24 protein-coding genes and 1 pseudogene are annotated in these 26,049 nt (G+C 69.0%); 13 read left to right on the top strand and 12 right to left on the bottom strand.

The annotated features are described in order from the left end of the window. Positions 1 to 112: 112 nt before the first annotated feature. Positions 113 to 469, top strand: coding sequence for a hypothetical protein (locus OG798_RS51420; protein ID WP_328759708.1), 357 nt, complete (start codon positions 113 to 115; stop codon positions 467 to 469). A 206-nt stretch (positions 470 to 675) separates the two neighbouring features. On the opposite strand, the gene OG798_RS51415 is transcribed toward OG798_RS51420, so the two are convergent. Continuing rightward, positions 676 to 852 (bottom strand): hypothetical protein, encoded by a 177-nt coding sequence (locus OG798_RS51415; RefSeq protein ID WP_179436266.1) that lies wholly within the window; start codon positions 850 to 852, stop codon positions 676 to 678. A gap of 611 nt (positions 853 to 1,463) precedes the next feature. Between OG798_RS51415 and OG798_RS51410 the strand changes: the two genes are divergently transcribed. After that, positions 1,464 to 2,003 (top strand): FUSC family protein, encoded by a 540-nt coding sequence (locus OG798_RS51410; protein WP_097228554.1) that lies wholly within the window; start codon positions 1,464 to 1,466, stop codon positions 2,001 to 2,003. A gap of 452 nt (positions 2,004 to 2,455) precedes the next feature. Next, the gene (locus tag OG798_RS51405; protein ID WP_328760203.1) at positions 2,456 to 3,640 is read left to right on the top strand and encodes an MFS transporter; all 1,185 of its coding nucleotides are present in this window, start codon (positions 2,456 to 2,458) and stop codon (positions 3,638 to 3,640) included. A 770-nt stretch (positions 3,641 to 4,410) separates the two neighbouring features. Here the strand turns inward: OG798_RS51405 and OG798_RS51400 are convergent. Continuing rightward, complete coding sequence (locus tag OG798_RS51400) at positions 4,411 to 6,690, bottom strand: hypothetical protein (protein ID WP_328759704.1); 2,280 nt, start codon at positions 6,688 to 6,690, stop codon at positions 4,411 to 4,413. A gap of 208 nt (positions 6,691 to 6,898) precedes the next feature. Between OG798_RS51400 and OG798_RS51395 the strand changes: the two genes are divergently transcribed. Beyond that, the gene (locus tag OG798_RS51395; protein WP_328759702.1) at positions 6,899 to 7,609 is read left to right on the top strand and encodes a DUF6333 family protein; all 711 of its coding nucleotides are present in this window, start codon (positions 6,899 to 6,901) and stop codon (positions 7,607 to 7,609) included. Here OG798_RS51395 and OG798_RS51390 read toward each other — a convergent pair. The 6 genes from OG798_RS51390 to OG798_RS51365 form a co-directional block, all read right to left on the bottom strand. Further along, positions 7,519 to 8,802 (bottom strand): ATP-binding protein, encoded by a 1,284-nt coding sequence (locus OG798_RS51390; protein WP_328759700.1) that lies wholly within the window; start codon positions 8,800 to 8,802, stop codon positions 7,519 to 7,521. The genes OG798_RS51395 and OG798_RS51390 overlap by 91 nt on opposite strands. Before the next feature lie 390 nt (positions 8,803 to 9,192). Then, positions 9,193 to 9,969, bottom strand: a complete 777-nt coding sequence (locus OG798_RS51385) for a phosphotriesterase family protein (protein WP_328759698.1) — start codon at positions 9,967 to 9,969, stop codon at positions 9,193 to 9,195. A gap of 313 nt (positions 9,970 to 10,282) precedes the next feature. Then, entirely contained in the window at positions 10,283 to 10,624 is a 342-nt protein-coding gene (locus OG798_RS51380; RefSeq protein WP_328760202.1) for an alpha/beta fold hydrolase, read from the bottom strand. A 40-nt stretch (positions 10,625 to 10,664) separates the two neighbouring features. Beyond that, positions 10,665 to 10,925: an alpha/beta fold hydrolase gene (locus tag OG798_RS51375; protein ID WP_306458680.1), complete on the bottom strand. Its 261-nt coding sequence runs from the start codon at positions 10,923 to 10,925 to the stop codon at positions 10,665 to 10,667. A 114-nt stretch (positions 10,926 to 11,039) separates the two neighbouring features. Then, positions 11,040 to 11,735: an alpha/beta fold hydrolase gene (locus tag OG798_RS51370; protein WP_328759695.1), complete on the bottom strand. Its 696-nt coding sequence runs from the start codon at positions 11,733 to 11,735 to the stop codon at positions 11,040 to 11,042. Positions 11,736 to 12,032: 297 nt separating this feature from the next. Beyond that, positions 12,033 to 12,617, bottom strand: coding sequence for a helix-turn-helix domain-containing protein (locus OG798_RS51365; protein ID WP_095850265.1), 585 nt, complete (start codon positions 12,615 to 12,617; stop codon positions 12,033 to 12,035). A gap of 118 nt (positions 12,618 to 12,735) precedes the next feature. Here OG798_RS51365 and OG798_RS51360 point away from each other — a divergent pair, with 118 nt between their 5' ends. From OG798_RS51360 to OG798_RS51345, 4 genes are all read left to right on the top strand, one after another. Next, entirely contained in the window at positions 12,736 to 13,572 is an 837-nt protein-coding gene (locus OG798_RS51360; protein WP_121413443.1) for an EamA family transporter, read from the top strand. Positions 13,573 to 13,629: 57 nt separating this feature from the next. Beyond that, positions 13,630 to 14,277, top strand: coding sequence for an FMN-binding negative transcriptional regulator (locus tag OG798_RS51355; RefSeq protein ID WP_121413444.1), 648 nt, complete (start codon positions 13,630 to 13,632; stop codon positions 14,275 to 14,277). Between the two features lie 83 nt (positions 14,278 to 14,360). Continuing rightward, the gene (locus tag OG798_RS51350) at positions 14,361 to 15,068 is read left to right on the top strand and encodes a B3/B4 domain-containing protein (protein WP_095850268.1); all 708 of its coding nucleotides are present in this window, start codon (positions 14,361 to 14,363) and stop codon (positions 15,066 to 15,068) included. Positions 15,069 to 15,911: 843 nt separating this feature from the next. Next, a complete protein-coding gene (locus OG798_RS51345; RefSeq protein ID WP_328759692.1) occupies positions 15,912 to 16,979 on the top strand; it encodes a ScbA/BarX family gamma-butyrolactone biosynthesis protein in 1,068 nt (355 codons plus the stop codon). A gap of 62 nt (positions 16,980 to 17,041) precedes the next feature. Here OG798_RS51345 and OG798_RS51340 read toward each other — a convergent pair. Further along, a pseudogene (locus tag OG798_RS51340) lies at positions 17,042 to 17,349 on the bottom strand (transposase); the annotation flags it as partial. Between the two features lie 318 nt (positions 17,350 to 17,667). On the opposite strand from OG798_RS51340, the gene OG798_RS51335 reads away from it, so the two are divergent. Next, entirely contained in the window at positions 17,668 to 18,888 is a 1,221-nt protein-coding gene (locus tag OG798_RS51335; protein ID WP_328759690.1) for a GNAT family N-acetyltransferase, read from the top strand. Positions 18,889 to 19,274: 386 nt separating this feature from the next. Here OG798_RS51335 and OG798_RS51330 read toward each other — a convergent pair whose 3' ends face one another. After that, positions 19,275 to 20,378 (bottom strand): sensor histidine kinase, encoded by a 1,104-nt coding sequence (locus tag OG798_RS51330; RefSeq protein WP_121413446.1) that lies wholly within the window; start codon positions 20,376 to 20,378, stop codon positions 19,275 to 19,277. Next, a complete protein-coding gene (locus OG798_RS51325) occupies positions 20,375 to 21,040 on the bottom strand; it encodes a response regulator (RefSeq protein WP_183126884.1) in 666 nt (221 codons plus the stop codon). The genes OG798_RS51330 and OG798_RS51325 overlap by 4 nt, the downstream gene beginning before the upstream one ends. Positions 21,041 to 21,216: 176 nt before the next feature. Here OG798_RS51325 and OG798_RS51320 point away from each other — a divergent pair, with 176 nt between their 5' ends. From OG798_RS51320 to OG798_RS51305, 4 genes are all read left to right on the top strand, one after another. Beyond that, entirely contained in the window at positions 21,217 to 22,452 is a 1,236-nt protein-coding gene (locus tag OG798_RS51320) for a DUF418 domain-containing protein (protein ID WP_413253623.1), read from the top strand. Between the two features lie 118 nt (positions 22,453 to 22,570). Then, a complete protein-coding gene (locus OG798_RS51315; RefSeq protein ID WP_121413449.1) occupies positions 22,571 to 23,251 on the top strand; it encodes a histidine phosphatase family protein in 681 nt (226 codons plus the stop codon). Positions 23,252 to 23,266: 15 nt separating this feature from the next. Next, entirely contained in the window at positions 23,267 to 23,830 is a 564-nt protein-coding gene (locus OG798_RS51310) for an FAD-dependent monooxygenase (RefSeq protein WP_413253622.1), read from the top strand. Positions 23,831 to 23,890: 60 nt separating this feature from the next. After that, positions 23,891 to 24,988 carry a DUF4037 domain-containing protein gene (locus OG798_RS51305; RefSeq protein ID WP_328759685.1) on the top strand — a complete coding sequence of 366 codons (1,098 nt, stop codon included), beginning with the start codon at positions 23,891 to 23,893 and terminating at the stop codon, positions 24,986 to 24,988. A 638-nt stretch (positions 24,989 to 25,626) separates the two neighbouring features. On the opposite strand, the gene OG798_RS51300 is transcribed toward OG798_RS51305, so the two are convergent. Continuing rightward, a complete protein-coding gene (locus OG798_RS51300; protein ID WP_121413452.1) occupies positions 25,627 to 26,001 on the bottom strand; it encodes a zf-HC2 domain-containing protein in 375 nt (124 codons plus the stop codon). Positions 26,002 to 26,049: the final 48 nt, after the last annotated feature.

Below are 26,049 nucleotides of genomic sequence, written 5' to 3'. Positions count from 1 at the left end.
TCCGAGCCACCTATCACCACCTCTGCCTCAGTGCGGGGATTCCCAGGAATCTGGAGAAGGATCCGAGCCCCCTGATAGCCGCCGAGCGGACAAAGCACGTGGCTTTCGGCAGGTGAAAGGAGACGAGTCCTGGCGGGGCTGGCAGCGGGGGTGGGGGAACATTGCCTACTGTCCCGAGCCGACGATCCATCCCGACGAGCCGCTGCCAGTGGTCGTCGAGAGGGTGCTCCGTTCGTCGGTCCCGCCCGATGAAGCTCCTGCGCTGACATGCCGTGTATGCGGAAACCGGAACCACACCAGCGCCTGGCACAACGGCATCTACCGGATCCATCAGCTGTGCAGGGAATGCGGGGTCAGCCTCGCGGTGCAGCGGGCCGACGCGCCCGACCCGCTGTTGGCGGCCGATCACGCCCGGCAGTGGAAGGAAATCTGGAGGCTGCGCAACGAAGCTCCTCGCAACCCGAGCTGAGTTTCGGCACGGGGATCGGTATCACGGTGGGGTGAGAATCCGCGCTCCGAGGAGTGTGAAGGATGCGAGGCCATGCATGCTCCGTTTGAGGAGCTTGATTCTGCAGTCGTGGCCCTCGACCACGCCGGAGCTGTAGGACAGGGTGAGTCCGGCGGTGACGGCATCGATGTCCTGGCGGAGGAAGCTGGCGAAGGAGCGGATCGACCTCAGGTCGCGGCCTCGGCCTGCCGGATCCACTCGCCCAGCAGGTGGCCGCGGCGGTGACGGACCAGGTCGGCGAAGGCGCGGGCCAGGTTGCGGGTGTTGGTGATGTCTGGGCAGGCCAGGCGGACTTGCTCCAGAGCATGGGTTTCTCGCGGTGGGAGGTTCTCACGTGGCCGCATGATCCACCCGGTGATCGTGCGGGGAGCCGGGATGGGCGCGGGGGCCGGGACGGCTGTGCCGTCACGCCGGGTCCCCACGTAGCGGGAGAGAGTTGAGTACCCGCCGCGGAAGCCCCGTTCGCGGATTGAGTGGATTGTGACGTCTTTCTCGGCCCATCCAGCCCCCACGAGGACGATCAACGCCTGCCCTCTGTGCGTATTAGGGCTACCTCGGCGCCGGGATCGGCAGCCCAGCCTCGGTCCGGTGCCCCAAGGGCTGCTCCAAGCAGGCTCTGTACAGGGCCACGCGTACCACCAACAGCCTGATCAGAGCCGTCCGCGCCCGCAGTGAACGTGCCGCATCCGAGCTCGAACAACGCTCGCGCACCCAGCACCATGTCCTCATCGGCCCCAGCCGGATCGGCGACATCGCCCGGGCAGCCCTCGTCCGCTGTGTTCATTCAGAACCGGATATCCTCCGAACACATTTTGATCCCCCGAGAGATTTGCGACGCAGAACACGCTCAAGGCTGATCAATCGGAGAAACGATGACCCCCTTCGACCGCATCGTCAATCCAGAAACCGTGGTCGGAGGGAGCCGGTGACAGCAGACCTACTGAAGGCGGCGCCTGTGAAGACGCTGAACTATGCCGTGACGGTCGGCTTGGCCAGTCTGCTCAGCTATTGGCTGACCACCACCATCATGTCGAGCGTCCATCTGTCGCACGAAGACGGCCAACTCGGTGGTATGTGTGCCGTGATCGCCACGATCTTTGTGCTGCGGACGAGTCGGCAGAAGAGCCTCCATGCGGCGTTCGCCCGCATGTCGGCGACGCTCGTGAGCTTCGCGCTGTGTCTGGCCTACTTGGCGATCTGGCCTTTCCACCCCTGGGGCCTCGCCCTGCTTGTGGCCATCAGCGTGCTGATCCCCGGACTGATCGGCCAGCCCGACGCCGAGGTGACCGCGGCCATCACCACCACGGTCATCATGGTCGTCGCGGGTCTCAGCCCGCAGGAGGCATGGAAGGAGCCGATCCTGCGTCTGGCGGACACCATCATCGGTGTGGCCGCCGGTATCGCTGCGGCGATCCTCCTGAACGAGATCGGCAGAGGGAGGCGCCGAGGCCGCAGTTCTCAGCACGACGGGCCGCAGGCAGATCCGCCAGGCTGACCCCCTGAACATCGCCTCGATCTCCGGGCTCCGCGCCACCCCCTGCGCCGGGCGGGCCGACCTGCTTCCCCAGGGCGGTCTTCTCTCCGCCCCCCGTCGCCACTAGTGTCTTCTTCTGCCCGATCCCGTCTTCGATCTCGATTCCTCGATCTCAGCACTCAACATTTCTGCCGGCGCTGGAGCCGACGCCGACGCGGACTTCGATTCCGCCCCGTCGACGTCATCATGGACGACTCCTGGCGGCGGGGGGCCGTGCCCACGACAGGGCGCCGTTCTCCCGGGCCGTCCCACCGCGCAGCGGAAGGTTCACCGTGACTCCGCGGCACTGGTTGCGTCGTACCGCACCGGATTTCCGCCGTACCGTACGGGGATTTCGCAGTCTCGTATCGGCTCGTACGGAAACCGTCTCCTACCGTTCAGCCCTCCAAACCCCCGGCGCGGCGGCCTTCTTCCTGGCCGCGGCTCCTGCCCGGGTCGGGGTGGCTATGGCCGGCCTCGGTATCGTCTGGCTGGTCCATGCCGAGACCGGATCCTTCGGGGTGGCCGGCCTGGTCACCGGTTCGTTCGCCGTGGCGGAGACCCTGGTGGGCCCGCAGACGGCCCGTCTCATGGACCGTTTCGGACAGCCGCGCGTCCTCGTCCCCCTCCTGTGCGCTCACGCCGGAGCGATCGCCGCCTTGGTCGCGCTGACCCTGACGGGGGCGCCCGTGGTCCCGCTGACGGCGGCCGGCCTCGCCGCCGGGGCGACCGTCCCGCAGTTCGGTGCGCTCTCCGCGGCCCGCTGGTCGGCCTTGTTGCACGGCAGGGCCGAACTCACCCCGGCTTTCGCACTCGAAACGATCAGCAACGAAGTCGCCTTCCTCCTCGGTCCCACCCTCGCGGTGCTGACAGCAACCCAGGTGCACCCGGCCGCGGGTACGGTGCTGGCCGGGGTGCTAGTCGTCGGCGCCGGACTGGCCTTCGCGGCGCTGCGTCGTACGGCCCCGGCGCCCGCCCCGGATCGTACGGCCACCCGGGGCCCGGAGCCTCTGTTGACCCGGAACTTCGCCACGCTACTGGCGGTCAACCTGGCCCTGGGCGTCTTCTTCGGCTCGATGCAGGTCTCGGTGAGCGCCTTCGCCGGCGTTCACCACGCCGCCGCGGCAGCCGGGTTCCTGTACGGACTGATGAGCGCGGCAAGCCTGCTGGCCGGTCTGGCCTACGGGCGACACCGCCGGCACACCCCGCCCGGGGCCCAGCTGCCCCTGATCCTGACCTTAGTCGCCTGCGCATCGCTGCTGCCGCTCCTGGCCAACTCCCCCTGGCAGCTCGGCCTTGCCCTCCTGCTCCCCGGTGCGGGCGTCGCTCCGTGCATCATCGTCTCCTCGACGCTCATCGAGTCGGTCATGGACCAGTCGATCCTGACCCAAGCCTTCACCTGGACGAACTCCGCGAGCGCGGCGGGCATCGCCGTCTCTGCCGCCACGGTCGGCCGACTCGTCGACGGTCCAGGCGGCACACGAGCCGGTTTCACCGTCCCCTTCCTCGCCCTGGCCGCAACCGCAGCCCTGACCTGGTCCAGCCGTCACGCCCTCACTGCCGATACCACGGCCTCCAGGCAGACGTCGTCGACCGGTGGTCGTCAGCTGCGGGGGTGATGTTGGTCCAGCCGGCGTGACGGCGTGGACCGTCTTCGCCCGGACCTTGCCCGTCTTGGTGTTGACGCGGCGTCGCTTGATCTCGGGGGCTTGGACGGCGTGAGCGAAGAGTGATCCAGCTTGGACGGTGCACACTTTCAGGCGTCGGGCCTCGCGTCGTCCATGCCCGGTCGTACGGGTGCGGTCCAGCGGCGACGTCTGCTGCCAGGGCAGGCGGCGCAGTTGTCCGCACGGCTCCTTCTGGTTGCCCTTGGACGACCAGGAGGTAATGCCCGTCGGCGCGCGAACCGCGCACCGCCTCCGATCGGGCACGGCGGCCGGCGCCTCGGATTGGGATACGCGGCTCAATGAAGTCTTCTCAACGTGATCCTTTCACCGATCGCCCTGGCGCAGCGCCCGCTGCGGCCGGCCCGGGACCTAGTCCGGGGGGACAACGAGGACACGGCCTGGATGGATCTCGTCCGATACTTCTGTGATCGGAGGGAACGCGGTGGGAGGCCAGGAGACTCGAGCGGCACTGGACCGGCGCTGAGCAGCGTCTGCTGCCGGGGGCCAAGACGCCGAGCACGAGCTTCGCGGGAATCGTCCACCGCCCCTTCACCGACCCGAGCCCCTACGCCGACCACCGCATCGTCTGGCGCCGCGACAACACGAACCCCGGCGGCAACGACTCGCCGGTCCCCAACATCCCCCAGGGCTGCGGAAAATGATGGGGCCGGTACGCGGGTTGCGAGTACCGGCCCCATCACGTGTGTTCATCCGCCGGGGGGCTACTCCTGGGCGGTCTTGCGGCGGCGTATCCACCACACGAGCGCCCCGCCGACCACGGCAAGGGCGGCGGCGATACCCGAGATCAGGCCGATCGGGGAGTCGTTGCCGGTGTGCGCGAGGTCACCGCCGGGCTCGCTGGGTGCGGGCGTGGCGGGTGCCGGGGTGTGCGTGCTTCCGCTACCTCCACCGCTGTGGGTCGGGGCGGGGGTCGGCTTGCCCGAGTGCGTCGGTGTCGGGGTTGGCGTGGGTGTAGGTGTGGAGGTGCCGGTGTCCTCGGCGGCTGTGTTTGCGCCGAGGAGTACCTGTCCTGTCATGTCGGTGTTGTCGGTGAGGGTCTTCACGCTGGTCTGCGCCTGTCGGGGCAGGTAGCGGTGCTGAGCGGTGAAGCGCGCCTTGCTGACGTTGTGCTTGGGCTGCTTGGACATGTCGACGCCGCCCACGAGGTAGACCTGGACGGTGCCGTTCGCAGGGATCTTGTACTCGAACTCGCCGTGGGTGTAGATGTACCGATACTTGTTGAACAGGGCCTCGCGGGTCCAGTTCTGGTTGGGCGCGCGCAGCGGCCAGCGGGAGACATCACCACTGTTGATGATCTTGTGGTAGTCGGTGGGCGCCTTGGCGTCCTGCTGGCGGATGTACTCGGCCGCGACGCGGGCGGTGTAGACGCGCCGCAGGTCGGCGTACTGGGGTGCGGTGTTGATGGTCTTCTCCACCGCGGGCACGATCATCTGATCGATGACGCGCTGTGCCGCCTTGGTCTCGGCCTCGTTCGGGGTGCAGATCGGCGTGCCGGGGCCGGGGGTGATCGTGGTCTGCGCGGTCGACTTCAGGCGCAGCGGGGTGTCGAGGATGTAGATGCCGCCGTCCTGCTCGCGGACCTGCGCGGTCTTCGGCTCGATCCAGTTACGCAGGCCGGGCATGCACGGGTAGCCGTTCTGCTTGGGCAGGGCCGCCCAATAGCGTTTGCCGAGGTCGGTATCGGGGTCCATGGCCTTGTAGAAGTCGTGCTTCATCTGGAGGTCGGCTTCCAGGAGCACGCGGCCGGCGTCGGTCTTGCCGAACTTGGCGTCCATGATGCGGTCCGGCTCATCCGGGTTGAGGTTGACCCAGAACTTGTCGGGACTCAGGGCGAGCCAGGTGAAGAACGCGTCCGAGATGAGCTGGGCCTTGGCTTTGCCGCCCCAACCGGAGTTCTCGGTGGGGTCTTCGTTCGCGTCGAACGCGAAGTCGACGCCCTTGCCCTTGACCGGCTTGCCGATGTACTTCAGGTCCAGGGTGGAGAAGTCGACGCCGCCGGGGCCACGGGGCAGACCACCCGGGTTGGCGACGTTCCTGCGGTTCAGGTATTCCGCCATGTCCTTCGGGGTGGGCCGCGACTCGCGGATCAGGTCGGTGGCGCCACCGCGGGTGGTGCCGGACTGGCCCGGGGGCTCCAGCAGACCGCTCGTGGCGCGCTGTCCGCCCTTGGGGGCGAGCTCCACACGGTCGGAGCGATAGTTGTACTCGGTGACCCGGTCCCCGGCGATCTGGCGCATGTCTCCCAGGAACTTCTTCGCGTCGGCCTTCTGGGGCTCGGCGAAGACGAACTTGGCCCGGCTGTCCTTCCAGTTGGGGTCCTTGGCCCATGCCAGGTCCTTGGGGATTTCTCTGCGGTCCGGACTGCCGTTGGACTTGATCTCCAGGATCTGCTTCGTGCGCGTGTTGTAGGCGTCGAGCTTGCGCCGATAGGTCTTGCCGGTGTCGGGGTCCTTGAACTCGACCTCCTTCTGGCAGATCCAGTCCGGTCCGACCAGCCCGTGATCCTTGATCACCTTTCGTTCGAAGGCCTTGCCTCGGGGGTCGTTACCGGAGTTCGTGATGAACTTCGCGTCCCGGTAGTCCTCGAACTTGGGGTACCTGTCCTTCTGTTGGAGCCACCTCCACCAGACCCTGTCAGGCTGTGTCGCCGGGGCCTTGGTCAGCTTGGCCAGTGCGGCTTCCTTGGCGGCGGACGGCGGCCCGAGGCCGTCCCACTCCTTGGCGGGGTTGACGTACTCGTATTCGTCCCACTGGGACTTCGCGCGGGAGGCGTCGAACTCCGGCAGGTCAACGGTCGGGCTGGTGCTGCTGGGCAGGCCGTACAACTCGTCACAGCGCTTGCCCGGGTCCAGCGGCTTCGGCGCAGCGGTCGCTAAGGTGATTCCGGGAAGCCCGGTGAGGGCCATGACCGAAGCACCCGCGAGTGCGACGACCGACCGGCGCAGCGCACGCAACCGCCGGTTGCGTATGGGTTTTGGCACGTGATGTCCCCGTGGGGGCCCCATAGGGCATGGGGTGTTCGTGGCGCCAGGGGCCCCCGTGGTCGATGTGGCGCCGACGAACGGACCTCACGCTAGACACACGTGTGTACCGGCCGTAGTCGATACACGGCTCGACTTACCGGGTCAACTCCCCTTCTCCACAGGACCGTTACATCCGGATCGCGGGCAGCGGCATACGCTCGGCGGCATGAGTCCCGTATCCCCCGGAACGCAGGTGAATCCCCGTCACAGCGGGCACGCGCATCTGGTCGTCGTCCATCCCCCCTTCACGACCCCGCTCCAGCCCAACGAGCGGCCGCCTGCCACTGCCCACGACCCTGGGGCGGCCAGGGCCGCGGTGCTGTCCCTGTCGACCGTCTCGGCGATCCGCCGTGAGTACGCTCCGTCCCGACTGGAACATCCGGGAAGCCCTACCAACCGGGAAGAGCTGGACGGCGTACGCGCGGCCGTGTGGGGCTCCACGGCGAAGATCAGCGACCCGGCGCTTGTCGAAGACGGGGTATTGGCCAGTGCTTTGGAGGACGAGTTCCAGGCGCAGCGGAAGAAGTATCCGGATGCCCGGATCGTCGCTGTCTGCGAACGCGACTTCGGCGCCTCGTACACGAAGATCCTTGTTGCTGTGCCCGGCACCCCCGATCTGATGGTCGAGGGCTTCGACGAGTTGGAGATCACCGGAGACCCGCGCGCCACTCTGGCCGCCGTGGGGATCGACCTCGACCCGTTGGGTGAGGGCTACGACATCAGTGATGAAGGGTTCTTCGACTACGAAGGCTTCCTCCATATGCTCACCGGCGGCGCCCTGTCCGTCTACGCGGATGAGGAGCGCTTCGAGTCGGCGTTCGATGTCGACCGGAGCGAGGCGGGCGAGGACGGCATCTGCGAGGTCTGGTTTCCATAGCCGGCGCCCCTGGTGCCACCGCCGGGGGTCTTACGACTGAAGGCACCGCTGGCGCGGTTTTTCTTTCTCGTACGTGTCTTCGCGGTGGATGAGGACGACGACATCTGCGTTGTCTTCGAGTGCTGCCGGAGCGGGCTCGCCTCTGAGCCCGGCGCGAGCTGATCACCAGGTCTCGGGCTGGGTCCGCCCGGAGGAGGTGGCCGCCTCCGTTCCCGCGGGCGAGAAAGCCGGTCAACGGGGTCGGCCACATGGCGGCTTGCCAACCACTGAAGTGGCGGGTGTCGCCCGACCGGTAGGTGACTCGGGCGTGACTGTACGGCGTACATGTTCGACGTGCAGGTGCAGGTGAGCATGTCACCGGTGGCGTCGAGCGCGGCGAGCAACAGGGCGCGCCGGGTCGGGGTCGGAAGCGGATCGACCCTGGCGGCGAACAGATGCTCCAGCCGCTGGCTCAACGGCAGTGCCGGAGCCGTCTGCCGTTCATGGCTGCGATCGGCCACTCGCGCGGGCAGTTCCAGCAGCGCCAGCGGATTCCCGGCCGCCTCGGCGAGCACTTGCTGGCGCACTCTTGGCGCAAGTGCCGGGTAGCGCCGGTCGATCAGGCTGGCGGCGGCGGTCTGGCCGAGTGGCATCACCTCGACGGCCGCCAGCCCACCGCCGTCGAAGAAGCTCGACTCACCCGTGCGGAAGGCGCCGAGAAACCCGATGCGGGCGCCGGCCAGCCGCCGCGCGACGAACGCCAGTACCGCCGCGCTCATACGGTCCAGCCACGGCAGATCGTCCACGATCACCAGGAGCGGACCGTCGCCCCTGGCCAGCCCGAGGAGCGACAGCGCCGCGTTCGATACGGCCAGGCGGTCGGGCGGCGGCCCCTCGTCGAGCCCGAGCGCTGTCGCCAGCGTGCGACGCTGCTGCCCGCTCAACTCGTCGAGCTGCGACAGGAACGGCGTCAGCAGCCGGTACAGAGCGGCGTACGCCAGATCCGTTTCGACCTCGACGCCGACGGTCCGAATGACGGGAACCCCGCTCGCGGCAGCCGCCTCTTCGGCGGCGTCGAGCAAGACCGTCTTACCGACGCCGGCTTCCCCGTAGAGCACCAGGGCATCCTCGTCACTCGCTGCCCGAAGCACGAACTCCTCAACGGCCTTCAGCTCGTGCTCCCGCCCGACCAACATGCCATCCGTGGCCGGCAATTGGCCGTCGTGCGGTCTCTGTCTCGGGCTGGCAGCCCCATCGTCAGGAGTCACAACCCGCACGCTACCTGCGGTCCTACCGCCACACCACGGCCAAGGGCAGCGGCACTCGGCTCGGTGCGAAGCCGGGCAGGGCGAGAGGCGCGCATCACCGTGCCGAGCGCGCCGCGCGGCCTCCGGACGGCCCACGTTGCCGCCCGCCAGGACGATACGCACAGCCACAGCGTGATCGTGGCCGGGCACATCGTGATGGTGTCGGGCACATCGTGATCGTGGCAGGGGTGGTCATGGGAGGCCAACACCCGCCAGCGGGCTGTCTGCGGCCTCGGCCACGAGGTCGGACCGCGCCGCCTGGACACGCTCCGGTCGACTGCGCCGTGTGGCGTGCCGCTAGGAATTGGCCGGGCTGAAGTAGCGGCGTGGGTTGTCGACGAGCATGGTGTCCAATTGCGCCTGGGTGACCCCGGCTTGCAGCAGCGCTGGAAGGACGTGGTCGTGCAGGTGCGTGTAGTGCCAGTTCGGTGCGATCTGTTCGCCGAAGCGGTCCATGCCGAGGTAGGAGCCGTTGTCGATGAGCCGGTGCAGGTAGTCCGGATCGGAGGTGTAACCACTGTGCCCGATGACAACGGCGCCGAGGTCGACGCCCTCGCTGCGCAGGATCTCCTGAGCGGTCAGGCCGGTCTGGGCATGAGCGCTGGTGTGTACGGTAATCGGGGCTCCGGTGCGGAGGTGGGCCTGAGCCACGGCGCGCATGACCCGCTCGACGCCGGGGGTGAGCTCGTCCTCGATCGCGCATTTGAGGAAGGCCGCCTTGATGCCGGTGCCGGCGAAGCCCTCGGTGAGCTCGCGGACGAACAGGTCGGTCATGCTCTCGGGGCCGCCGAGCAGGGTGCCGGGCCCGTGGTAGCGGAAGTAGTCCGGCACTTCCGCCAGTGTGTAGAGGCCGGTCGCGACGATGATGTTGAGGTCGACGCGCGCGTTGACCGCTGCGACGCGTCGAACGTCACGGCCGAGGCCGATGACGGTCGGATCGACGATCGTGGACACTCCCGTCTCTGCCAGCGCGGTCAGCCGGGTGACCGCGCCGTCTATGCGCAGCTGCTCGTCCCAGTTCTCCGGGATGCTCTGGCGCAGTTCCTCGCTGAGGACGAGGACGTGTTCGTGCATCAGGACGGTGCCCAGATCACCACGGCCACCGGGCCGCGAACGGTCGGCACCTGCGGGAGCGAGGTCACAAGATCTCCGAGAGGTGGTTGGTCATGGCGGACCGGCCCCAGGTTCTTCGCATTCCTGGAGCAGCGGTACGCCGGTGTCATCTCGCGCCGGTACGGCGCGGGTGTGCAGTCGTCGATCGACCAGGTCAACAGCCCAGACACCGTGGCGGTGTCGGCTCAGGGTTCCGCCGTCCCGGATCCGCGGAGGAGGGAGCGGTGCGCGGTGAGCCCCTCTGCTGCCCGTGCGTGGCGCCGGACCCGGAACGTCAGGCGGCCGCCTGGTGGGGTGGGGTGCGTGGAGCCGCTGAGCGTGAGGATGCCCCGCGCTCAGCGGCCTGCTCTCCGAGGTGGCGCAGCTCGGCTGCGAAGGCGGCCCGGAACTTGTCGGCCTGCATATAGAGGTCGGTGCCGGTGGTGCCGTCCGGGTTGGGGTAGGGCACTCCCTGTACGGAGGAGCCGATCAGGCTGCCGGGGTACTTGTTGAGCAGGACGCCGAGCTGCTCGCCCTTGTCGGGTGCGAACGCCGCGACGTAGACCAGTGCCTTGACGTTGCGGTTGCCCGCGGCGGCGTTGGTGATTACGGCGCCGCCGTAGGAGTGGCCGACCAGGACGATCGGTCCCTCGATCGATGCGAGGACGCTCGCGATGTTAGGCGGCGTCGGTGGGGATGCCGCGCAGCGGGTTGGCGGGCGCGATGGTCTTGTAGCCGTCGTGCTGGAGCCGTTCGATGACGCCGTTCCAGCCGGAGGCGTCGGCGAACCCGCCGTGCACCAGAACGATGGTCGGCTTGGCCTTCGACTGGGCCTTGGTGTGGTCGGCGGCCGCGGCGGTGGAACCGGCCGGGCCGACCATCGCGGCCGTCGCGGCGACGGCGACTCCGCTCACGAGCGCCCGACGACGGGTGATCATTCGGCGGACGTGCAGGGCGAAACCTCTTTGGGAGAAGGCGGGAAGTGAAGTCCCGCCCGGTCGGAGGAACCGGGCGAGACGGACTGGACGGCGACGCGGGATGTGACGCCTCCGCTAACGGGCGGAGACCGCGTGCGCCGCCTGGTTGATGACGGCCGCCACGGCCGCGGGGTTGGAGACGTAGACGGCGTGGCTGCCCGGGGTCTCGGTGACGGTCGACCCCGCCCGCTCGGACATCACGCGCTGGGCGGGCGGCGGGATCATGCGGTCATCGGTGGCGACCAGGTACCACGAGGGCTTGGTCCGCCAGGCCGGTTCCGACACCGTCCCGCCGAGCGCGTCCACGCCCCAAGGCACCTGCGAGTCGGCCATGAAGGCCGCCACGACCGCGGGCACGTCGGCGGCGAACGAGGCCGCGAACTTGCCCCTGTCCAGGAACAGGAACCCGTCCTTGGGCGGCAGGATCGGCGGAACCGGCGCACCGGGCGGCGGGTCGGCGATCAGGGAGCTGACGGACTCGCCCTTGTCGGGCGCGAACGCCGCGACGTAGGCAAGCCCGGCGACGTTCGGGTGGTTGCCCGCTTCGGTGATGACGACGCCACCGTAGGAGTGGCCGACCAGCACGGCAGGGCCGTCGAGGTCGTCGAGGATCTGGTGCGTCGCGGCGACGTCGCCGGCCAGTGACAGGGTCGGATTCTGCACGACGGTGACCCGGTACCCGTCGGCGGTCAGATGATCGTAGACGCCCTGCCAGCCCGAGCCATCGACGAAACCACCGTGGACCAACACGATGTTCTTCACTTCGCTCACGGCACTGCCTCCTTCGCCCGGAATTCCGGTCCGGACTCGATCGGGATGATGACCCGAACGCTAGAAGGGCGGCAACGGCCTCCGATTGAGCCAAATGACGTAGTTCGTACGGCGGCTGCCACGGCTACGTCATCTGAACTACGCGCGAGCGCGGGGATTGACCATGCATCAACACGTGGCCGCGGAGGGGCAGTGTCCCCGGGCCTCACCCGTGGCCCAGCAAGAACGGGGCCGTCCGTAGCTGACGGCCGGGACGAAGGGGACGGCGCCACCGCGGCCTTCCCGGGTGTCGTCGGCTCAGGATGTGGAAACGGGACCGGGCGGCAGGTGGACCGTCATGATCAGGTGGCAGGGTTCGGTGCCGGCACCGCGGTAGGTGTGGGGGGCGTCGCCGTCGAAAGTGGCGGTCTGTCCGACTTCAACGGTGTGCTCGGCGCCGTCGACGATCAGGGTCATCCGGCCGGCGGTGACGCTGACGGTTTCCACGACTCCGGCCTGGTGGGGGTGGCTGGGGTACTCCTCGCCCGGCTCCAGTTTCCAGCGCCAGACCTCGACCGGGGCCGGGCCCGAGGTCGTCAGCATGAGCCGGGCCTCGCTGCCCTGCGCTCCGGTCCACAACGGCATCACGGCATCGGCGGCCACGACACGGACGCGACCTTCGGACGACCCCTCCAGCAGAGCGGACACCGAGACGCCGAGGGTGTCGGCCAGCCGGACCAGGGTGGCGAAGTTCGGGTTGCCCTGCGCTTTCTCCAACCCGACGAGAGCCCCCTTGCTGACCTTGGCGCGACGGCCGAGCTCGTCCAGGGACAGGCCCGCGCGGGTGCGGGCCGTCCTGACGTTGTGCGCGAGCGTCCGCAGGGCTGCCTCTGCCTCGGCCATCCGATCACCATCCTCGCCGGTGGATCACTTTAATGCACCGCCTGGTCGTTTGGTTGACACACGCCAGTCGGTTCGTTGTACCGTTCAGTCGTTCCATCGACATAGTAAGGGATGTACCGTGATCACTCTGCTGCTGGCCCTGGGCAGCTCACTCGCCTACGGATGCGCCGATTTCTTCGGCGGCCTGGGGGCCCGTAAGGCTCATGTGCTTCGTACGGTGATGATCGCGGCCCCGGCCTCTCTCGCAGTGGAGCTGCTGCTGTGGCCGTTCCTCGGTGCCTCGTTCAGCACCGGCGCCCTCGGCTGGGGCGCCGCGTCCGGCCTCGCATCGGCCGCCGCATTCGCCCTGCTCTACCGCACCCTGGCGATAGGCCCGATGAACGTACTCTCGCCCGTCACCGCCCTCGTGTCCGCCGTGCTGCCCGTCGGCGTGGGCCTGCTGGAGGGCGAGCACCTGGGCGCTGCCGGGCTGGTGGGCCTGCCGCTCGCGCTGGTCGCGGTGGTCCTGGTCAGCGCCGGACATGGCGGCGGGTCGGCACGCCCGTCGCGCACCGCGCTGCTGTTGGCCTTCGGCGCGGGCGGTGCCATCGCCCTCCAGCTGATCTTCCTGCACCAGGCGCCCTCCGACAGCGGCGTGGCCCCGCTGATCATCGGCCGGGCTGTCTCCTCTGCCGTCACCCTGGCCGCGGCCGGCCTCATGTACCGCAAGCTCGGCTCCGAGCGCCCCGCGTATGCGATGTCGACAGCCGCCGGCGTGCTGGACTCCATGGCGAACCTGCTGTTCCTTCTCGCCGCCCGCAGCGGGGACCTCACCGTCGTCGCCGTGATCACCGCTCTCTACCCGGCCGGTACCCTCCTGCTCGCCCGCAGCGTGCTCGCGGAACGCATCCGTCGCGGCCAGCTCGTCGGGCTGGGCACCGCCGCCGTCGCCGTCAGCCTCCTCGCTCTCGCCTGAACCCCCGCTCCCCTCCCCCACCTCCCCCACCTCCGCCAACTACGCAAGGAGCACAGCATGTTCATCCAGCCCTGGGACACCGGCCTGGACGAAGCCGAATGGCAGAGTTGGATCGCCGAAGGGCACGACTTCGGAATCCTGAGCGTCAACGGCCTGCCCAGCCACCCGCCCGTCGCCGTCCCCACCCACTTCACCAGCGACGGCGACCACCTCCTGGTCCACCTCGCCCGTCCCAACCCGGCCTGGAAGGCGATCGACCACGACCCGAACGTCCTGCTCACCGTCTTCGGCGACTACGCGTTCATCCCCGGCCCATGGCGCGCCACAGCCGGCACCCCGCCCACCGACGGCGTCCCCACCAGCTACTACACGGCCGTCCAGTTCACCTGCCGCGCCCACATCATCGACGACCCCGAGGCCAAGGCCGAGCTGCTGCGCCGCCAACTCGCCCACTTCCAGCCCGACGGCGACCACGCCCCCGTCGCCGTCGACCAGCCGCCCTACGGCCGGATGCTGCCCGGCATCCGCGGCCTGCGCCTCGAAGTCACGGACGTGGCGGCCAAGTTCAAGTACGACGACCACAAGCCCGTCGAGCACCGCACCGCCGTCGCCGACCACCTCACCGCGCGCGGCCAGGGCCTCGACGTGCCCACCGCCCTCCAGCAGCGCCGCCGCCTGGACCGCATCGGCCCCTGGAAGCCCTGACCCGCGCCCTTCCGCACGCACACGCACACGCACACGCACACGCACACGCACACGCACACGCACACAGGAACGGAACCCCGCCCATGACCGTCTTCCGCCTCAGCCCCGCCGTCGCCGACGCCTTCCCCGACACCCTTGTCGCCCTGGTCACCGCGACCGGCCTGCGGAGCCATGAATCCTGGCCCCACACCACCGCCGCCTTGGAGGACCTGGAGCAGCAACTTGCCGACGGCGCCTGGCAGCCGGCCAACGAGAACGACCCCCGTATCGAGGCGTGGCACACCGCCTACCGCGCTTTCGGCACCAACCCCCGCCGCATGCGCCCCAGCGTCGACGCGCTCGGTCGCCGCCTCGCGAAGAAGGGGGCCCTGCCGCGTATCAATCCGGCCGTCGACTCCTACAACGCCGTCTCCGTCCGCCACGGCTTGCCCGCCGGCGCCTTCGACCTCGACCACGTCACCGGCGATGTCGACATCCGCCACGCAGACGGCACCGAGACCTTCACCCCGCTCGGCGAACCCGACACCACTGAGAACCCCAAGCCGGGCGAGATCATCTACGCCGACACCACCGGCGTCCTGACCCGCCACTGGAACCACCGCGACGCCCACCGCACCCGCGTCACCAAGGATTCCACCCACGTCACCTTCGTCCTCGAAACCCTCCACGCCACCCGTGACGGCGACCTTCTCAAGGTCGCAGCCGAGGAGTTGCAGGGCCTGCTCATCCCGCACGCCGAACAGACCGCCGTGCACTACCTCAGCCCGGCACACGACCAGGCCACCGCCTGAGGCCTCCAAGCGAGTCCTTGCCCAGCGCCGCGGGCCCCTCGCCGCGGGCCCCTCCCCAGGCAGGGTTGACGGGTTCTCATGACACCAACGTGATGGGCCGGCCTGGGGAGTTGGGTCGATCGGGTCGTCCACTCACCAGATAGTCGATTTTGCTGACGTTCCATGGTTCTTTCGGCCCCAGCGCTGCTTCTCCACAGCGGCCACCCGCAAGCTGACGGCATGGCGCCGCCTCTTCACACCAGCACTGCCACCAGGCCAAACCCCTTTTCAGGGGCACGAAGCCAGCAGCGGGTCAGCGTCAGTCGCCTCGATCAGACGTCAGCTATCGGTTCGTCTCAAGCTCCGCAACCAGTCGGTCCACGGCCGCCGCGCTGACGCGGTAGTTGATCGCGACCGTCGCTCGGTCCTGCGCGAGGCATTCGATAACGCCTTGCCGATGACGCGACCGGCTCCGGAGACGAACTCAGCATCACTGATGAGGTTTCCCAGAGAACCACTCGCAAAACAAAACCGCTCGGCCGGTTTCACTATAGCCTCACCCGAGACCCACACAAGAGACCCCAGCACACCCCCACAACCACCCGACCCCGAGCCTCGCACACCACCCCCAACCCCCGGAAGACACCCGCAGAACGGAATCAAAACCCCCGCTTGTCCAGCGAAGATCCCCACAACGGAACAGTGAATATGCACCCCGCACACCCCCGCCGAACTCCCCGCCCCAACCCCCGGTCCGCCCCCGCGAAATTCCCCGCCCACCCTTGAAAAGAAAACCGGTAGGTTCGTATCTTATGACCCTGCACGGTCCATCCCGGCACCTCCCACAGCACCACGGAGACCCACATGACCCTGCTCACCGTCCACCAGGACAACCACCCCACCCCCGCCACCACAGCAACGACCACGGCAACGGGAACGGCAACAGGCCCCCACCCAGCAGCACAAACAGACCCCACCATGCCCCGCCTCACCACCACCGTCCCCCGCGAATACGTCCACCGCTCCACCCTCGCCGAGGTCTTCCTCACCGGCTGCGAACAAACCGGCGACACCCACTACACCCTCACCGCCCAATGGCCCCGCGCCCACACCTTCTTCACCACCCCCGACGGCACCCACCACCACCCCCTCCAAGCCGCAGAAACCATCCGCCAAACCGGCCTCTACCTCGCCCACGCCGAACTCGGCATCCCCCTCGGCCACCACTTCCTCATGCGCAACCTCCACCTCACCACCCACCCCCAACACCTCACCATCGGCCCCACCCCCACCGACCTCACCCTCACCGCCACCTACACCCCCCACCACCCCCACACCAAACGCCCCACCGACTTCACCATGCACATCACCATCACCCGCAACGGCCACCCCACCGCCACCGGCACCGGCCGCTTCACCTGCCTCACCCCCACCACCTACCAACGCCTCCGCCACCCCCACACCACCACAGCAGACACCACCACCAACAGCACCGCCACCCACCACCAACCACCCAACCCCCCACCCACCCACTACGGACGCACCCTCCCCCACGACATCGTCCTCACCCCCACCCCCCACCCCCACACCTGGCAACTCACCCCCAACCCCCACCACCCCATCCTCTTCGACCACACCACCGACCACATCCCCGGCATGGTCCTCCTCGAAGCCGCCCACCAAGCCGCCACCGCCCACACCCACCCCACCCCCACCACCCACCCCAACCACCCCACCACCCTCCACGCCACCTTCCACCACTACACCGAACACCACACCCCCACCTACATCACCACCCACACCAACGACGACCCCGACAGCAGCCAAACCCCCACCACCCACATCACCGCACACCAAAACAACACCACCGTCTTCACCGCCCAACTCACCACCCACACACCCGTCCCCCAAAGGACCGTTTCACCCCGGTGAGGTTGTTGGCTTCGAGGTTCAGGTGTCGCGCCAGTTCGGGGTGAAGCGGGACATCACATGCTGTGGCACTTGCGGCCCGCGACTTTCGTGCCGGCACCGACGCCCCGGTCGGCCGCGGGCCCGTTCGCGGAGGTCTTCTCGCTCTGCGCTTCCAGCTCGCAGTCACTCGGCTCGCAATCGCGGTCTTCGGCCTTCCGCTCGCTCTCTCACGATGCAAAGTCATGGGGCAGGTATCGCCGGGGAAGGCCGGTGCGGGCGACGTAGAGGAGGCGTCCATGATGCGGCGCAGGTCGTGTTCGGGCGGGCGGCCGATGTCCAGGCCGCTGCCTCTCAGCTCGGCCCGCCAGGTGGTGAACGTAAGCCCGGTCAGTCGCCACCATGCATCGGAAGGGGCACGGGGATACGCGCAAGTAGGGTCAAGCGGGGGCGCCTTGCGATCAGACGGGAGCGAACCGACGGAAACGGGCCAACCAGCGATGCCCCCGTCGCATCCCCCGCATCGGACGCGTCTGCCTCAGTGGCTGGACCTCGCCGAGCCCGACCACCGCAACTCACCCCCCGCGGCCGGGCTGGGACCGAGCCTTGCTGTGATCGGCCGTAATCCGCTTGACCTGGCCACGGGTCAACGCTGCACTGTGGCGGGACACCACGAGTCGTGGTGCCGTACCCCAGGGAGGCAGCGGCAGCCATGGAGATTCGTCCCACGACCGACCAGGACCTCGACGTCTTCGTCGACACACTCCATGCCGCGTTCGGGCGCTTCCCTGAAACCCCGACCGAGGGCAGCGGGGTCTGGTGGTCGGCGCTCGAAATGGACCGCAACCTGCTCGCCCTGACGGCGGACGGGCGGCCCGTCGGCACCGCCGGTGCGTACTCCTTCGAGCTCACCCTGCCCGGTGAGATCCTCGTCCCGGCCGCCGGGGTGACCGCCGTCGGCGTCCTGCCCTCGCACCGACGCCAGGGCGTGCTCAGCGCGATGATGCGGCATCAGCTCACTGAGCTGCGGGCCCGAGGGGAGTTCCTCTCCGTGCTGCTGGCCTCCGAGGCCCTGATCTACCGCAGGTTCGGCTACGGACCCGCGACCTACACACAGCGGTTGACGGTGCCGCGCCACCAGGCCGCCCTCGCCCTCCCCCGGGGGCGCGGAACAGCCGAGGCCCCAGAGACCGGCTCGGTCGAGGTGCTGCGGCGTGCCGAGTGCGGCGAGATCCTGGAAGAGGTCTACGACCGTTACCGCCGCGCACAGCCCGGCGCGCTGTCCCGGCCGCATCGCTGGTGGGCCTTGGGCGCGGGGCAGCCCCCGGTCGCTTCGGCGCCGCGCTACGTCGCCGTCCACCGGGACGCCGACGGCGTCCCGAACGGGTACGCCAGCTACTCGACCGGCGAGCCCAGCACCTTGACGGTGGACGAGACCATCGCCGCCGACGACGCCGTCTTCGCGGCCCTGGCCCGGTTCGTGCTGGGACACGACCTGGTCAATCAGGTCGTGTTCAAGCACTTCCCGCCCGAACACCCGCTGCGCTGGCAGCTCGCGGACTTCCGCGCCGGCCAGGTGAGCCATGACACCGACTGGCTCTGGGTACGGCTGCTGGACGTCCCGCGTGCGCTGACAGCGCGCGGCTGGTTCATGGACGGCGAGCTCGTCCTCGACGTCGACGACCCGTTCCTGGGCGAGCACGGCCGCTACCTGCTGACCGTCCGGGACAGCAAGGCCGACTGCGTCCCGACGGACCGGGGGCCCGACCTGTCATTGGACGTGAGCGACCTGGGCTCGATCTACCTCGGCGGCACCGTCCCGAGCACGCTCGTGCGTGCCGGACACATCCGGGCCCACCGCCCGGGCGCGGCCACCCTCGCTGACGCACTCTTCCGCGGCGAGCGCTCCCCGCACTGCCTGCACTGGTTCTGACCCCACGCTCGCCGACCCTGCACACGCGATGAACGGTGGGACCTGCTCAGGCGGGCGGTTCCGTGGCCACGTCGGGCTGCACCTGGCGACGGTTGCGGCCGGGCTTCAGGCCGTGCCGGCGGACCGTGTACTGCCGCTCCACCGCGTGATCCTGGATGCGCTCGCTAGCCGTGGAGGGCTGAACGGATGCCGGTGTGCGATCGGCTCGGTGGGCATCCGCGCGATCGACCCCTCCGGCCGCCTGGGCTGCCACCGGCGGGGAGTCGAGCGAACCGCCTCCTTGCCGGCGAGCTGCCGGTCGCCTCCACCGAGGCTACGAACGCAAAACGGAACACTTCCTCGGCTTCCTCGGCTTCGTGGGACTCGCCGCGGCGACCAGTTGTCCGTCACGACTCGCCCTCGGCCGGAAGCTCGAGGTCCAGTTCGTAGCCCCCGTCGGCCGTTGGACCGGAGGTGACGGTACCTCCAAGGAGTGCGGCGCGCTGCCCCAGTCCGACCAGACCGTGGTGCGCACTGGGCAGAGGGAGAGGAGGCCGGGTCGGTGGGGTATTGGTGATCGTGGCACGGATGGCGCCGCCCTCGTTGCGGATGCGAACCGTCGCGCTGGTCCCGGGTGCGTGCTTGCGTACGTTGGTCAGCGCTTCCTGGACGGTGCGGTAGATGGCGCGCTGAACGGTGGGCGGAAGGTCGTCGGACACGTCGGTCTGCAGCTCGACCTGGATGCCGCTGTTGTCGACCAGCCGCTCAAGGTCGGCCAGGGACGGCTGCGGTGTCAGCTCCGTGGGGCGGCCCCCGGAGGCACGCAGGACGCTGACCATGTGCCGTAGTTCGTCCAGGGTCTGCACGCTCAGCCGCCGGATCGTGGCGGCGGCTTCCTTGACTTCGGCGTCCCGGGCGCCGATCTGAAGGGCTCCGGCCCGCACCGCGATCAGACTGACCTGATGGGAGACCACGTCATGCATCTCCCGGGCGAGCTGCGCACGTTCCCTGGCCAGCACGGCCTGGGCGGTCAGCAGCCGCTTGTGGTCGCGCGCCTCGGAGATCTCGGCAAGCCGCTGCGACAGATCGCGCCGGGTCTGGACGAGTTGCCCCAGGAAGACAGGAGCGGCCGCCGTCGCCGCGGTGTAGCCCAGAGTGACGAGGGTCGAGGTGGCCGCGAAATTCCAGTGCAGTGACGGCCATGAGGTCATGTCGCAGATCGTGAATGTCGCCACGCAGACGGCCAGCAGGGCGCGGTGTCGGGTGAATGAGGCAAGGGTGTACAGCGCGGCCAGCGCGGCGAAGACCGCGTCGGAGACCAGGACGGCGGGCAGCGTGAGCAGGAACGTAAGCAGCGGCCGGCGACGGCGCAAGAGCAGAGAGAAGGCGGCAACCAGGGCGCATCCCAGGCGCAGCGACTCGTCGATGTGGACCTTGACCCAGACATCGACCAGAGAGGCTCCGACGAGGATGGCGTCCAACAGCAGGGGGGACGGGCGGCGAGGGGTCATCCCCCCTCCTGGTCCCGCGGCGGTTTGAGAAGGCAAGCCCATTCGGCGAGCCGGGAGGCCTGGATGTGGCCGCCCACCTTGAGTTCCGTGAGGATGGCGCTCACGTCGTCCTTGACCGTGCTCGTGCTCAGCTGCATGCGTGTGGCGATGTCGCTGTTGGACAGCCCCTTGCCGATGAGGACGAGTACGGCGCGCTCGCGGTCAGTGAGTCGGGCGAGGTCGCGGGCAGCGGGTTCCTGGGGGCCGACGTTGGGACAGACGTCCACGACCGTCCGGGTGACCTTGGACGACAGTACGGTGCCGCCGGCGGCCAGGGTCCGCACCAAGGACGGAAGCTGCTCGGGGTCGGTGTCCTTGAGCAGGAAGCCCGCGGCGCCCGAGCGAAGTGCGGTTGCGACGTGTTCGTCCATGCCGATTGTCGCGAGCATGGCCACCACCGGAGGGTGGGACAACCGGCGGAGGCCGGCCAGGACGGTGAGGCCGTCGACGTCCGGCATCCGGATGTCGAGAAGCACGACGTCAGGACATATCTCCTGCGCCACCTGAAGCGCCTGGCTGCCGGGAACCGCCGCCGCGACCTCGATGTCCTGCGCCGCGTCGAGGATGTACTGAAAACCCTTGCGAATCAGGGCCTCGTCGTCGACCACCATTACTCGGATCACGGGTGCTCCACTCACCATGGGGCCACTGTCCGATTCGTACCATGTCGTGACACTCCCGGCTGGTTCACAGCATCGAATCCAGCCAGTCGGCGGGGGCTGCGTCGGCCAGTCGGCGGGGGCGGTTCCGGACACCTGCCGGATGGTTGTGACGCACACCGTCCAGGACCCTGGATCACATGTTGCACGCCGTATCAGAGGTCGCACCGTCCGGGGCGGCATCCGCCATGGGGGCAGATCCCGCCCCCTCCCTTACGGCGTCAACAGGACGGCTGATCGGACTCGACCTGGCCCGCGGCCTGGCGGTGTTCGGCATGTACGCGGCCCACGTCGGCCCCGACCCGTCGGTGGGCGGCCCGCTGGGCTGGGTGATGGAGGTGGCACGCGGCCGGTCCTCTGCCCTGTTCGCCCTGCTTGCCGGGTTCACCCTGGTCCTTCTCACTGGTCGGCCACAGCCACGGACGGGGCGAGCCGGACGGCAGGCCATGGGCAGGGTATTGATCCGCTCCGCGGCCCTGGTTGCCCTGGGATATGCCCTGACCTGCATGGACACCTCGGTCGACGTGATCCTCGCCGCTTACGGAATGGTCTTCCTCCTCGCCCTTCCGCTGTACCGGCTGCGAGCCGACACCCTGGCCGTCATCGCCGCGGCGACCGCGCTCGTACTGCCCCAAGTCCTGTATGTGCTTCGGGCCGCGGTCGAGGGCGGAAGCTGGGCCGACGCCGTCATCGCCCACGACCCGCTGGCCCGGATCACCGATTCGGACGGGATCGTTGAATTGTTCATCACCGGCGCATACCCGGTACTGACCTGGCTGCCCTTCGTCATCGCCGGAATGGCAGTGGGCCGACTCGACCTCGCCAGGCCCGGCGTACGCGCCACGGTCGCCCTCGTCGGCAGCGGACTGGCCCTGCTCGGCTACGGCGGCTCTTGGCTGGCCCTGAACCTGGTCCCCGGCGCGCAGGCAGCCGTGAGCGCGACGACGGGCGGCGGGTCGGCCGCATCAGCCTGGTGGTCCGACGCCGTGGGCGACCCCACCACCAGTACCCCGGACTGGCTGCTGGTGGCCGCGCCACACAGCCAGACGACATGGTCGATCCTGGGTAACACCGGCGTCGGCCTCGTGATCATCGCCGCCTGTCTCTTCGCCACGGACCGGTCGGCCCGCCTACGGCGGCTTGCCGCGCCCGTCATCGCGGTCGGCTCGGTCTCCCTGACCGCCTACGTCGGCCACATCATCGCCATCAAGACCCTGGGCATCGACGACCTGCCGACGTCCGCCGCCCTGCCGACCCTGGCCTGCTTGGCCGCGGCCAGCATGCTGCTGGCCGTCGCCTGGACGCAGGTGTGCCGGCGAGGACCAGTGGAGTACATGCTGCACGCCGCCACCGCACCCGCTCGCCTGATCAACTAGCCGACTTGGTAGAAGCCCCTGCCAGGACACAAACTCCATCGCCGATTCCGCGGCGCCCACCGTTTCCGAAGGTCTCACACCATCCGGCGTCACGCCGGGCCAGGAAAGAGGTAAGCCGATGTCGGTCCGCCTGACATTCATGTGCGCGACAGCCGGGGACACCAGCAGGAACGCAGTCTTCGGCGACGGTCTCCTCAGCGAGCACGGCCTGCGCGAGGCTCGCGCCGTCGGAGCCGCACTCCCTCCGTACTCGCTGGCCATCCGGGCACCGTCGACCCGCTGCGGGCAGATCGCCGACGCTCTCGGCCTGAACGCCACGCTCGAACCCGCGCTGCACGACTTCGACTACGGCACGTGGCGTGGGCGCACAGTCGGCGAAGTCACCGCGCACGACCCCTACGGGTACGGCGCCTGGCTTACAGACCCGGATGCCGCGCCGCACGGAGGCGAGTCGGTACGTCAGCTCTGTCGCAGAACCGCCGGCTGGCTGAGCAGGGTGCCGCCTGGCACGGGTGACGCACTGGCCATCACCGAGCCGGCGATCATCCGGGCCGCGCTCGTCCATGCTCTGTCCGCACCACCGACAGCCTTCTGGCATTTCGATGTGCCGCCCCTGTCCGCGGTCTCCCTCACATTGCGTGGCGACCACTGGAACGTCCGGCCCGGGCCCGTCACCCCTGGAGGAGTCGGCGCCAGTCGCACTGTTCCCGTGCCGTGTGTCGCTGCACGGAATCACACGACGCTCCTGTGGAACGAGACGGCGAACGACGAGCGGTACGACCTCGTCGCCTGGGTGTGACCCGCGAGCACGCTCATGTGCTGCCGTCGGATCGACGGCAGCACTCGGGCCCTCCGCGGACCGCCCCCCGCCTGCGGCAACTCGTCGTCCTGTTCAATTCACGTTGGGCACAAGCCGGTTCCCGGCACCGACCCCGGTGAACCGCGGCGTTCGCTCGACAAGCGGGACCTCGCAACGCGATGGAACATCGGGCGGGTGACCCTGCTGGGCGACAGCGCGCACGCGATGGTGCCGTTCCAGGCCAAGGGCGCGGCGCAGGCGATTGGGGACGCGGCCGTGCTCGACAACGCCCTCGAGAATGCCACGTCGCCCGAGGTTCGCGACGCGCTCGACCAGAACGCGAGCCGACGGCTCTCGACCGCCACGAGCGTGCAGGCCAGTTGCGCGCGGGCGGGCGAGGACCACCACCTGCCGCACCTGCCACGCGATTTCCTGCCGATACGGTACCGAGCGGCAGCCACGCGCTCCGGGCACCGGAGCACGGCCCGAAGTGACGTCGAGGAACTCGACGCCGCCTTGCAAGAGTCGGCCCGCCACTCCTCAAGCCCACGGCTTCCTCACGAGTGGAAGACGGCGTGAAGGCACCACGCATGCCCCGCCATAAAATGGGCACGGCTTGCTGGCATGAGCGTCACGAATATGCCAGCTTTCATTCCCGGCCTGGAACTCTCCCGCCGCTTCTACACCGAAGCAGTACGCCCCCTGCTGGAGGAAGCCTCCCCCGCCATCCCTCACTCCGCAGCACGCCTGGGCAGCGGCTCAGAGGTGCTCGGCTTCGACACCCCGCGCTCCGCCGACCACGAATGGGGCCCCCGTCTCCAGCTCTTCCTCCGCCGCCAGGACGTCTCCCGGCACGCGGGACGCATCAGACACGTACTCGCCGAGCACCTCCCGAAGACCTTCCACGGCTACCCCACCCACTTCGCCCTCACCGGCGACCGCGACATCCGCGTCATGCGGGCCACCGACGGCCCCGTCCACCACCGCGTCGAAGTCACCCACCTCTCAGCGTGGTTCACCGACGCACTCGGCTTCGACCCCTCCCCCGGCATCACCCCGCGGGACTGGCTCGCCACCCCCACCCAGCTCCTCGCCGAAGTCACCGGCGGAGCCGTCTTCCACGACGGCCTCGGTGAACTCGCCCCCTTACGAACGGCCCTCCGCTGGTACCCGCACGACCTCTGGCTCCATGTCCTGTCCTGCCAGTGGCAACGCATATCCCAGGAGGAGGCCTTCGTCGGCCGCTGCGGCGAGGTCGGCGACGAGCTCGGATCCGCCGTGGTCGCCGGCCGCCTCGTGCGCGACCTGATGCGTCTGTGCCTCCTGATGGACCGCCGCTATCCGCCCTACAGCAAGTGGCTCGGCAGCGCGTTCGCTCGCACCCCCATGGGCCCTCGCCTCACCCCCGACCTCACCGCCGCCCTCGCCGCCACCGACTGGCGCGACCGCGAGCAGCATCTGGCGCACGCCTACGAGACGGTCGCGGGCCTGCACAACCAACTGGGCCTGACCGACCGCGTCGACCCCTCCACTCGCCCCTACCACTCCCGCCCCTTCCAGGTCCTGCGCGCCGACCGTTTCTCCAAGGCCCTCACGGCCCGCATCACGGACCCGAAGCTTCGCGATCTGCTGCCCGTCGGCTCCGTGGACCAGTTCCTCGACAACACCGACGTCCTGAGCCGCCCGAAACTGACCCGCGCGGCAGGCCACGCCGTACGAAAATCCAGGTCAGAGTGATCCTGACCTGGCCTTCCGAGCCAGCTCCGAGCCAGCAGCGTGCCACCGCCACCGGCCCAGGAGTTGACGAGGAAGTTCTCGAGCATGATCCGGCCGGCGCTCGGACCCCCAGCTGTGGCGTGCCGACGTGTCCTCGCGGACTCCGGGCTCCCGGACTTCGACGTGCCCGTGGGCACCGTATCCGTACGGCCCGCGGCACAGGGCCGCGCGGTGGCCGGGCGCTGCGTGACGAGCGAAGCCCTCGTTCTCTACCGCGCCGGAACTGGTCCTCCTGGAAAGACAGGCGTCTGGCATGACGTCGATGCCGCGCCTGCGCAAGGAGTACCGAGCCGGGGACGATCGGCCGGCCGGAGGTCTGGGGCCGGCACCCCTCTCTCGGCTGTCGGTCCGACCACCGCCGAACGAGGCGTTCCGCAGCTCGGAACGGTGGGAGTCCGGGCTGCCGTTCCGTGGCACGCTAGCAGCTTCGGAATGCACCCTGTGTCGTCCAACTCCAACGATCGCGGGGCGGTGGACCCCTCCGCCGTCCGTCTCCGCATCAACCGTACGAGTGCTCTTCGCCGGTCGCCGGTGAGACGCCGCAGAAGGGTCCCCTTGCCGTTCCGCCCCAGGCACGTCGTCGCTTCCGCGAGGTCTGCTCACCGGATGTACGACGTGGTCCTGCTGACCCATTGGGACAGCGTGAGCTGCATGGTCAGGTTCGCTCGGTGTGGCCTGCGGTGACGGGGCGACGCGTGGCCGCGATCGGGCCGGGTGGCCGCGTGCGTCCGCGTGCTTCGGCCTTTGCCGCAGGCCAGAGCGTCACGCAGAAGAGAGAGGTGAGCGGGCACGGCCACGAGACTGTCGTACTCGCCCCGGCATGTGTGGCAGGTCGCCAGGTGAGCCCGCACCGCGCCTGCCTCATCGGGGGCGAGGCTCTTGCGTTCGCTTCCGGCCAGAAGCTCACGGATCGTGCGGCACTCCTCGAGGGCCGTCTTCTCGTCGGGCTTCGTCAGGCACTGGGTTGCGGTCATGGTGAAACCTCCGTTCAGGGTTTCACCTTGGCTCAGGAGCGGCCCTCA

The sequence above is a fragment of the Streptomyces sp. NBC_00271 genome (assembly GCF_036178845.1).
Taxonomy (GTDB): Bacteria; Actinomycetota; Actinomycetes; order Streptomycetales; family Streptomycetaceae; genus Streptomyces.
This window is presented reverse-complemented; position numbering and strand designations above follow the sequence as displayed.

Bases quoted from the DNA above. Each gene is read 5' to 3' on its own strand.
- OG798_RS51310 (WP_413253622.1), top strand. From the start codon at position 23,267: ATGTGCTGCCGTCGGATCGACGGCAGCACTCGGGCCCTCCGCGGACCG.
- OG798_RS51300 (WP_121413452.1), bottom strand. From the start codon at position 26,001: ATGACCGCAACCCAGTGCCTGACGAAGCCCGACGAGAAGACGGCCCTC.
- OG798_RS51335 (WP_328759690.1), top strand. From the start codon at position 17,668: ATGGAGATTCGTCCCACGACCGACCAGGACCTCGACGTCTTCGTCGAC.
- OG798_RS51415 (WP_179436266.1), bottom strand. From the start codon at position 852: ATGCGGCCACGTGAGAACCTCCCACCGCGAGAAACCCATGCTCTGGAG.
- OG798_RS51350 (WP_095850268.1), top strand. From the start codon at position 14,361: ATGACCGTCTTCCGCCTCAGCCCCGCCGTCGCCGACGCCTTCCCCGAC.
- OG798_RS51365 (WP_095850265.1), bottom strand. From the start codon at position 12,617: ATGGCCGAGGCAGAGGCAGCCCTGCGGACGCTCGCGCACAACGTCAGG.
- OG798_RS51315 (WP_121413449.1), top strand. From the start codon at position 22,571: ATGTCGGTCCGCCTGACATTCATGTGCGCGACAGCCGGGGACACCAGC.
- OG798_RS51385 (WP_328759698.1), bottom strand. From the start codon at position 9,969: ATGCACGAACACGTCCTCGTCCTCAGCGAGGAACTGCGCCAGAGCATC.
- OG798_RS51375 (WP_306458680.1), bottom strand. From the start codon at position 10,925: ATGATCACCCGTCGTCGGGCGCTCGTGAGCGGAGTCGCCGTCGCCGCG.
- OG798_RS51320 (WP_413253623.1), top strand. From the start codon at position 21,217: ATGTTGCACGCCGTATCAGAGGTCGCACCGTCCGGGGCGGCATCCGCC.
- OG798_RS51305 (WP_328759685.1), top strand. From the start codon at position 23,891: ATGCCAGCTTTCATTCCCGGCCTGGAACTCTCCCGCCGCTTCTACACC.
- OG798_RS51345 (WP_328759692.1), top strand. From the start codon at position 15,912: ATGACCCTGCTCACCGTCCACCAGGACAACCACCCCACCCCCGCCACC.
- OG798_RS51395 (WP_328759702.1), top strand. From the start codon at position 6,899: ATGAGTCCCGTATCCCCCGGAACGCAGGTGAATCCCCGTCACAGCGGG.
- OG798_RS51355 (WP_121413444.1), top strand. From the start codon at position 13,630: ATGTTCATCCAGCCCTGGGACACCGGCCTGGACGAAGCCGAATGGCAG.
- OG798_RS51330 (WP_121413446.1), bottom strand. From the start codon at position 20,378: ATGACCCCTCGCCGCCCGTCCCCCCTGCTGTTGGACGCCATCCTCGTC.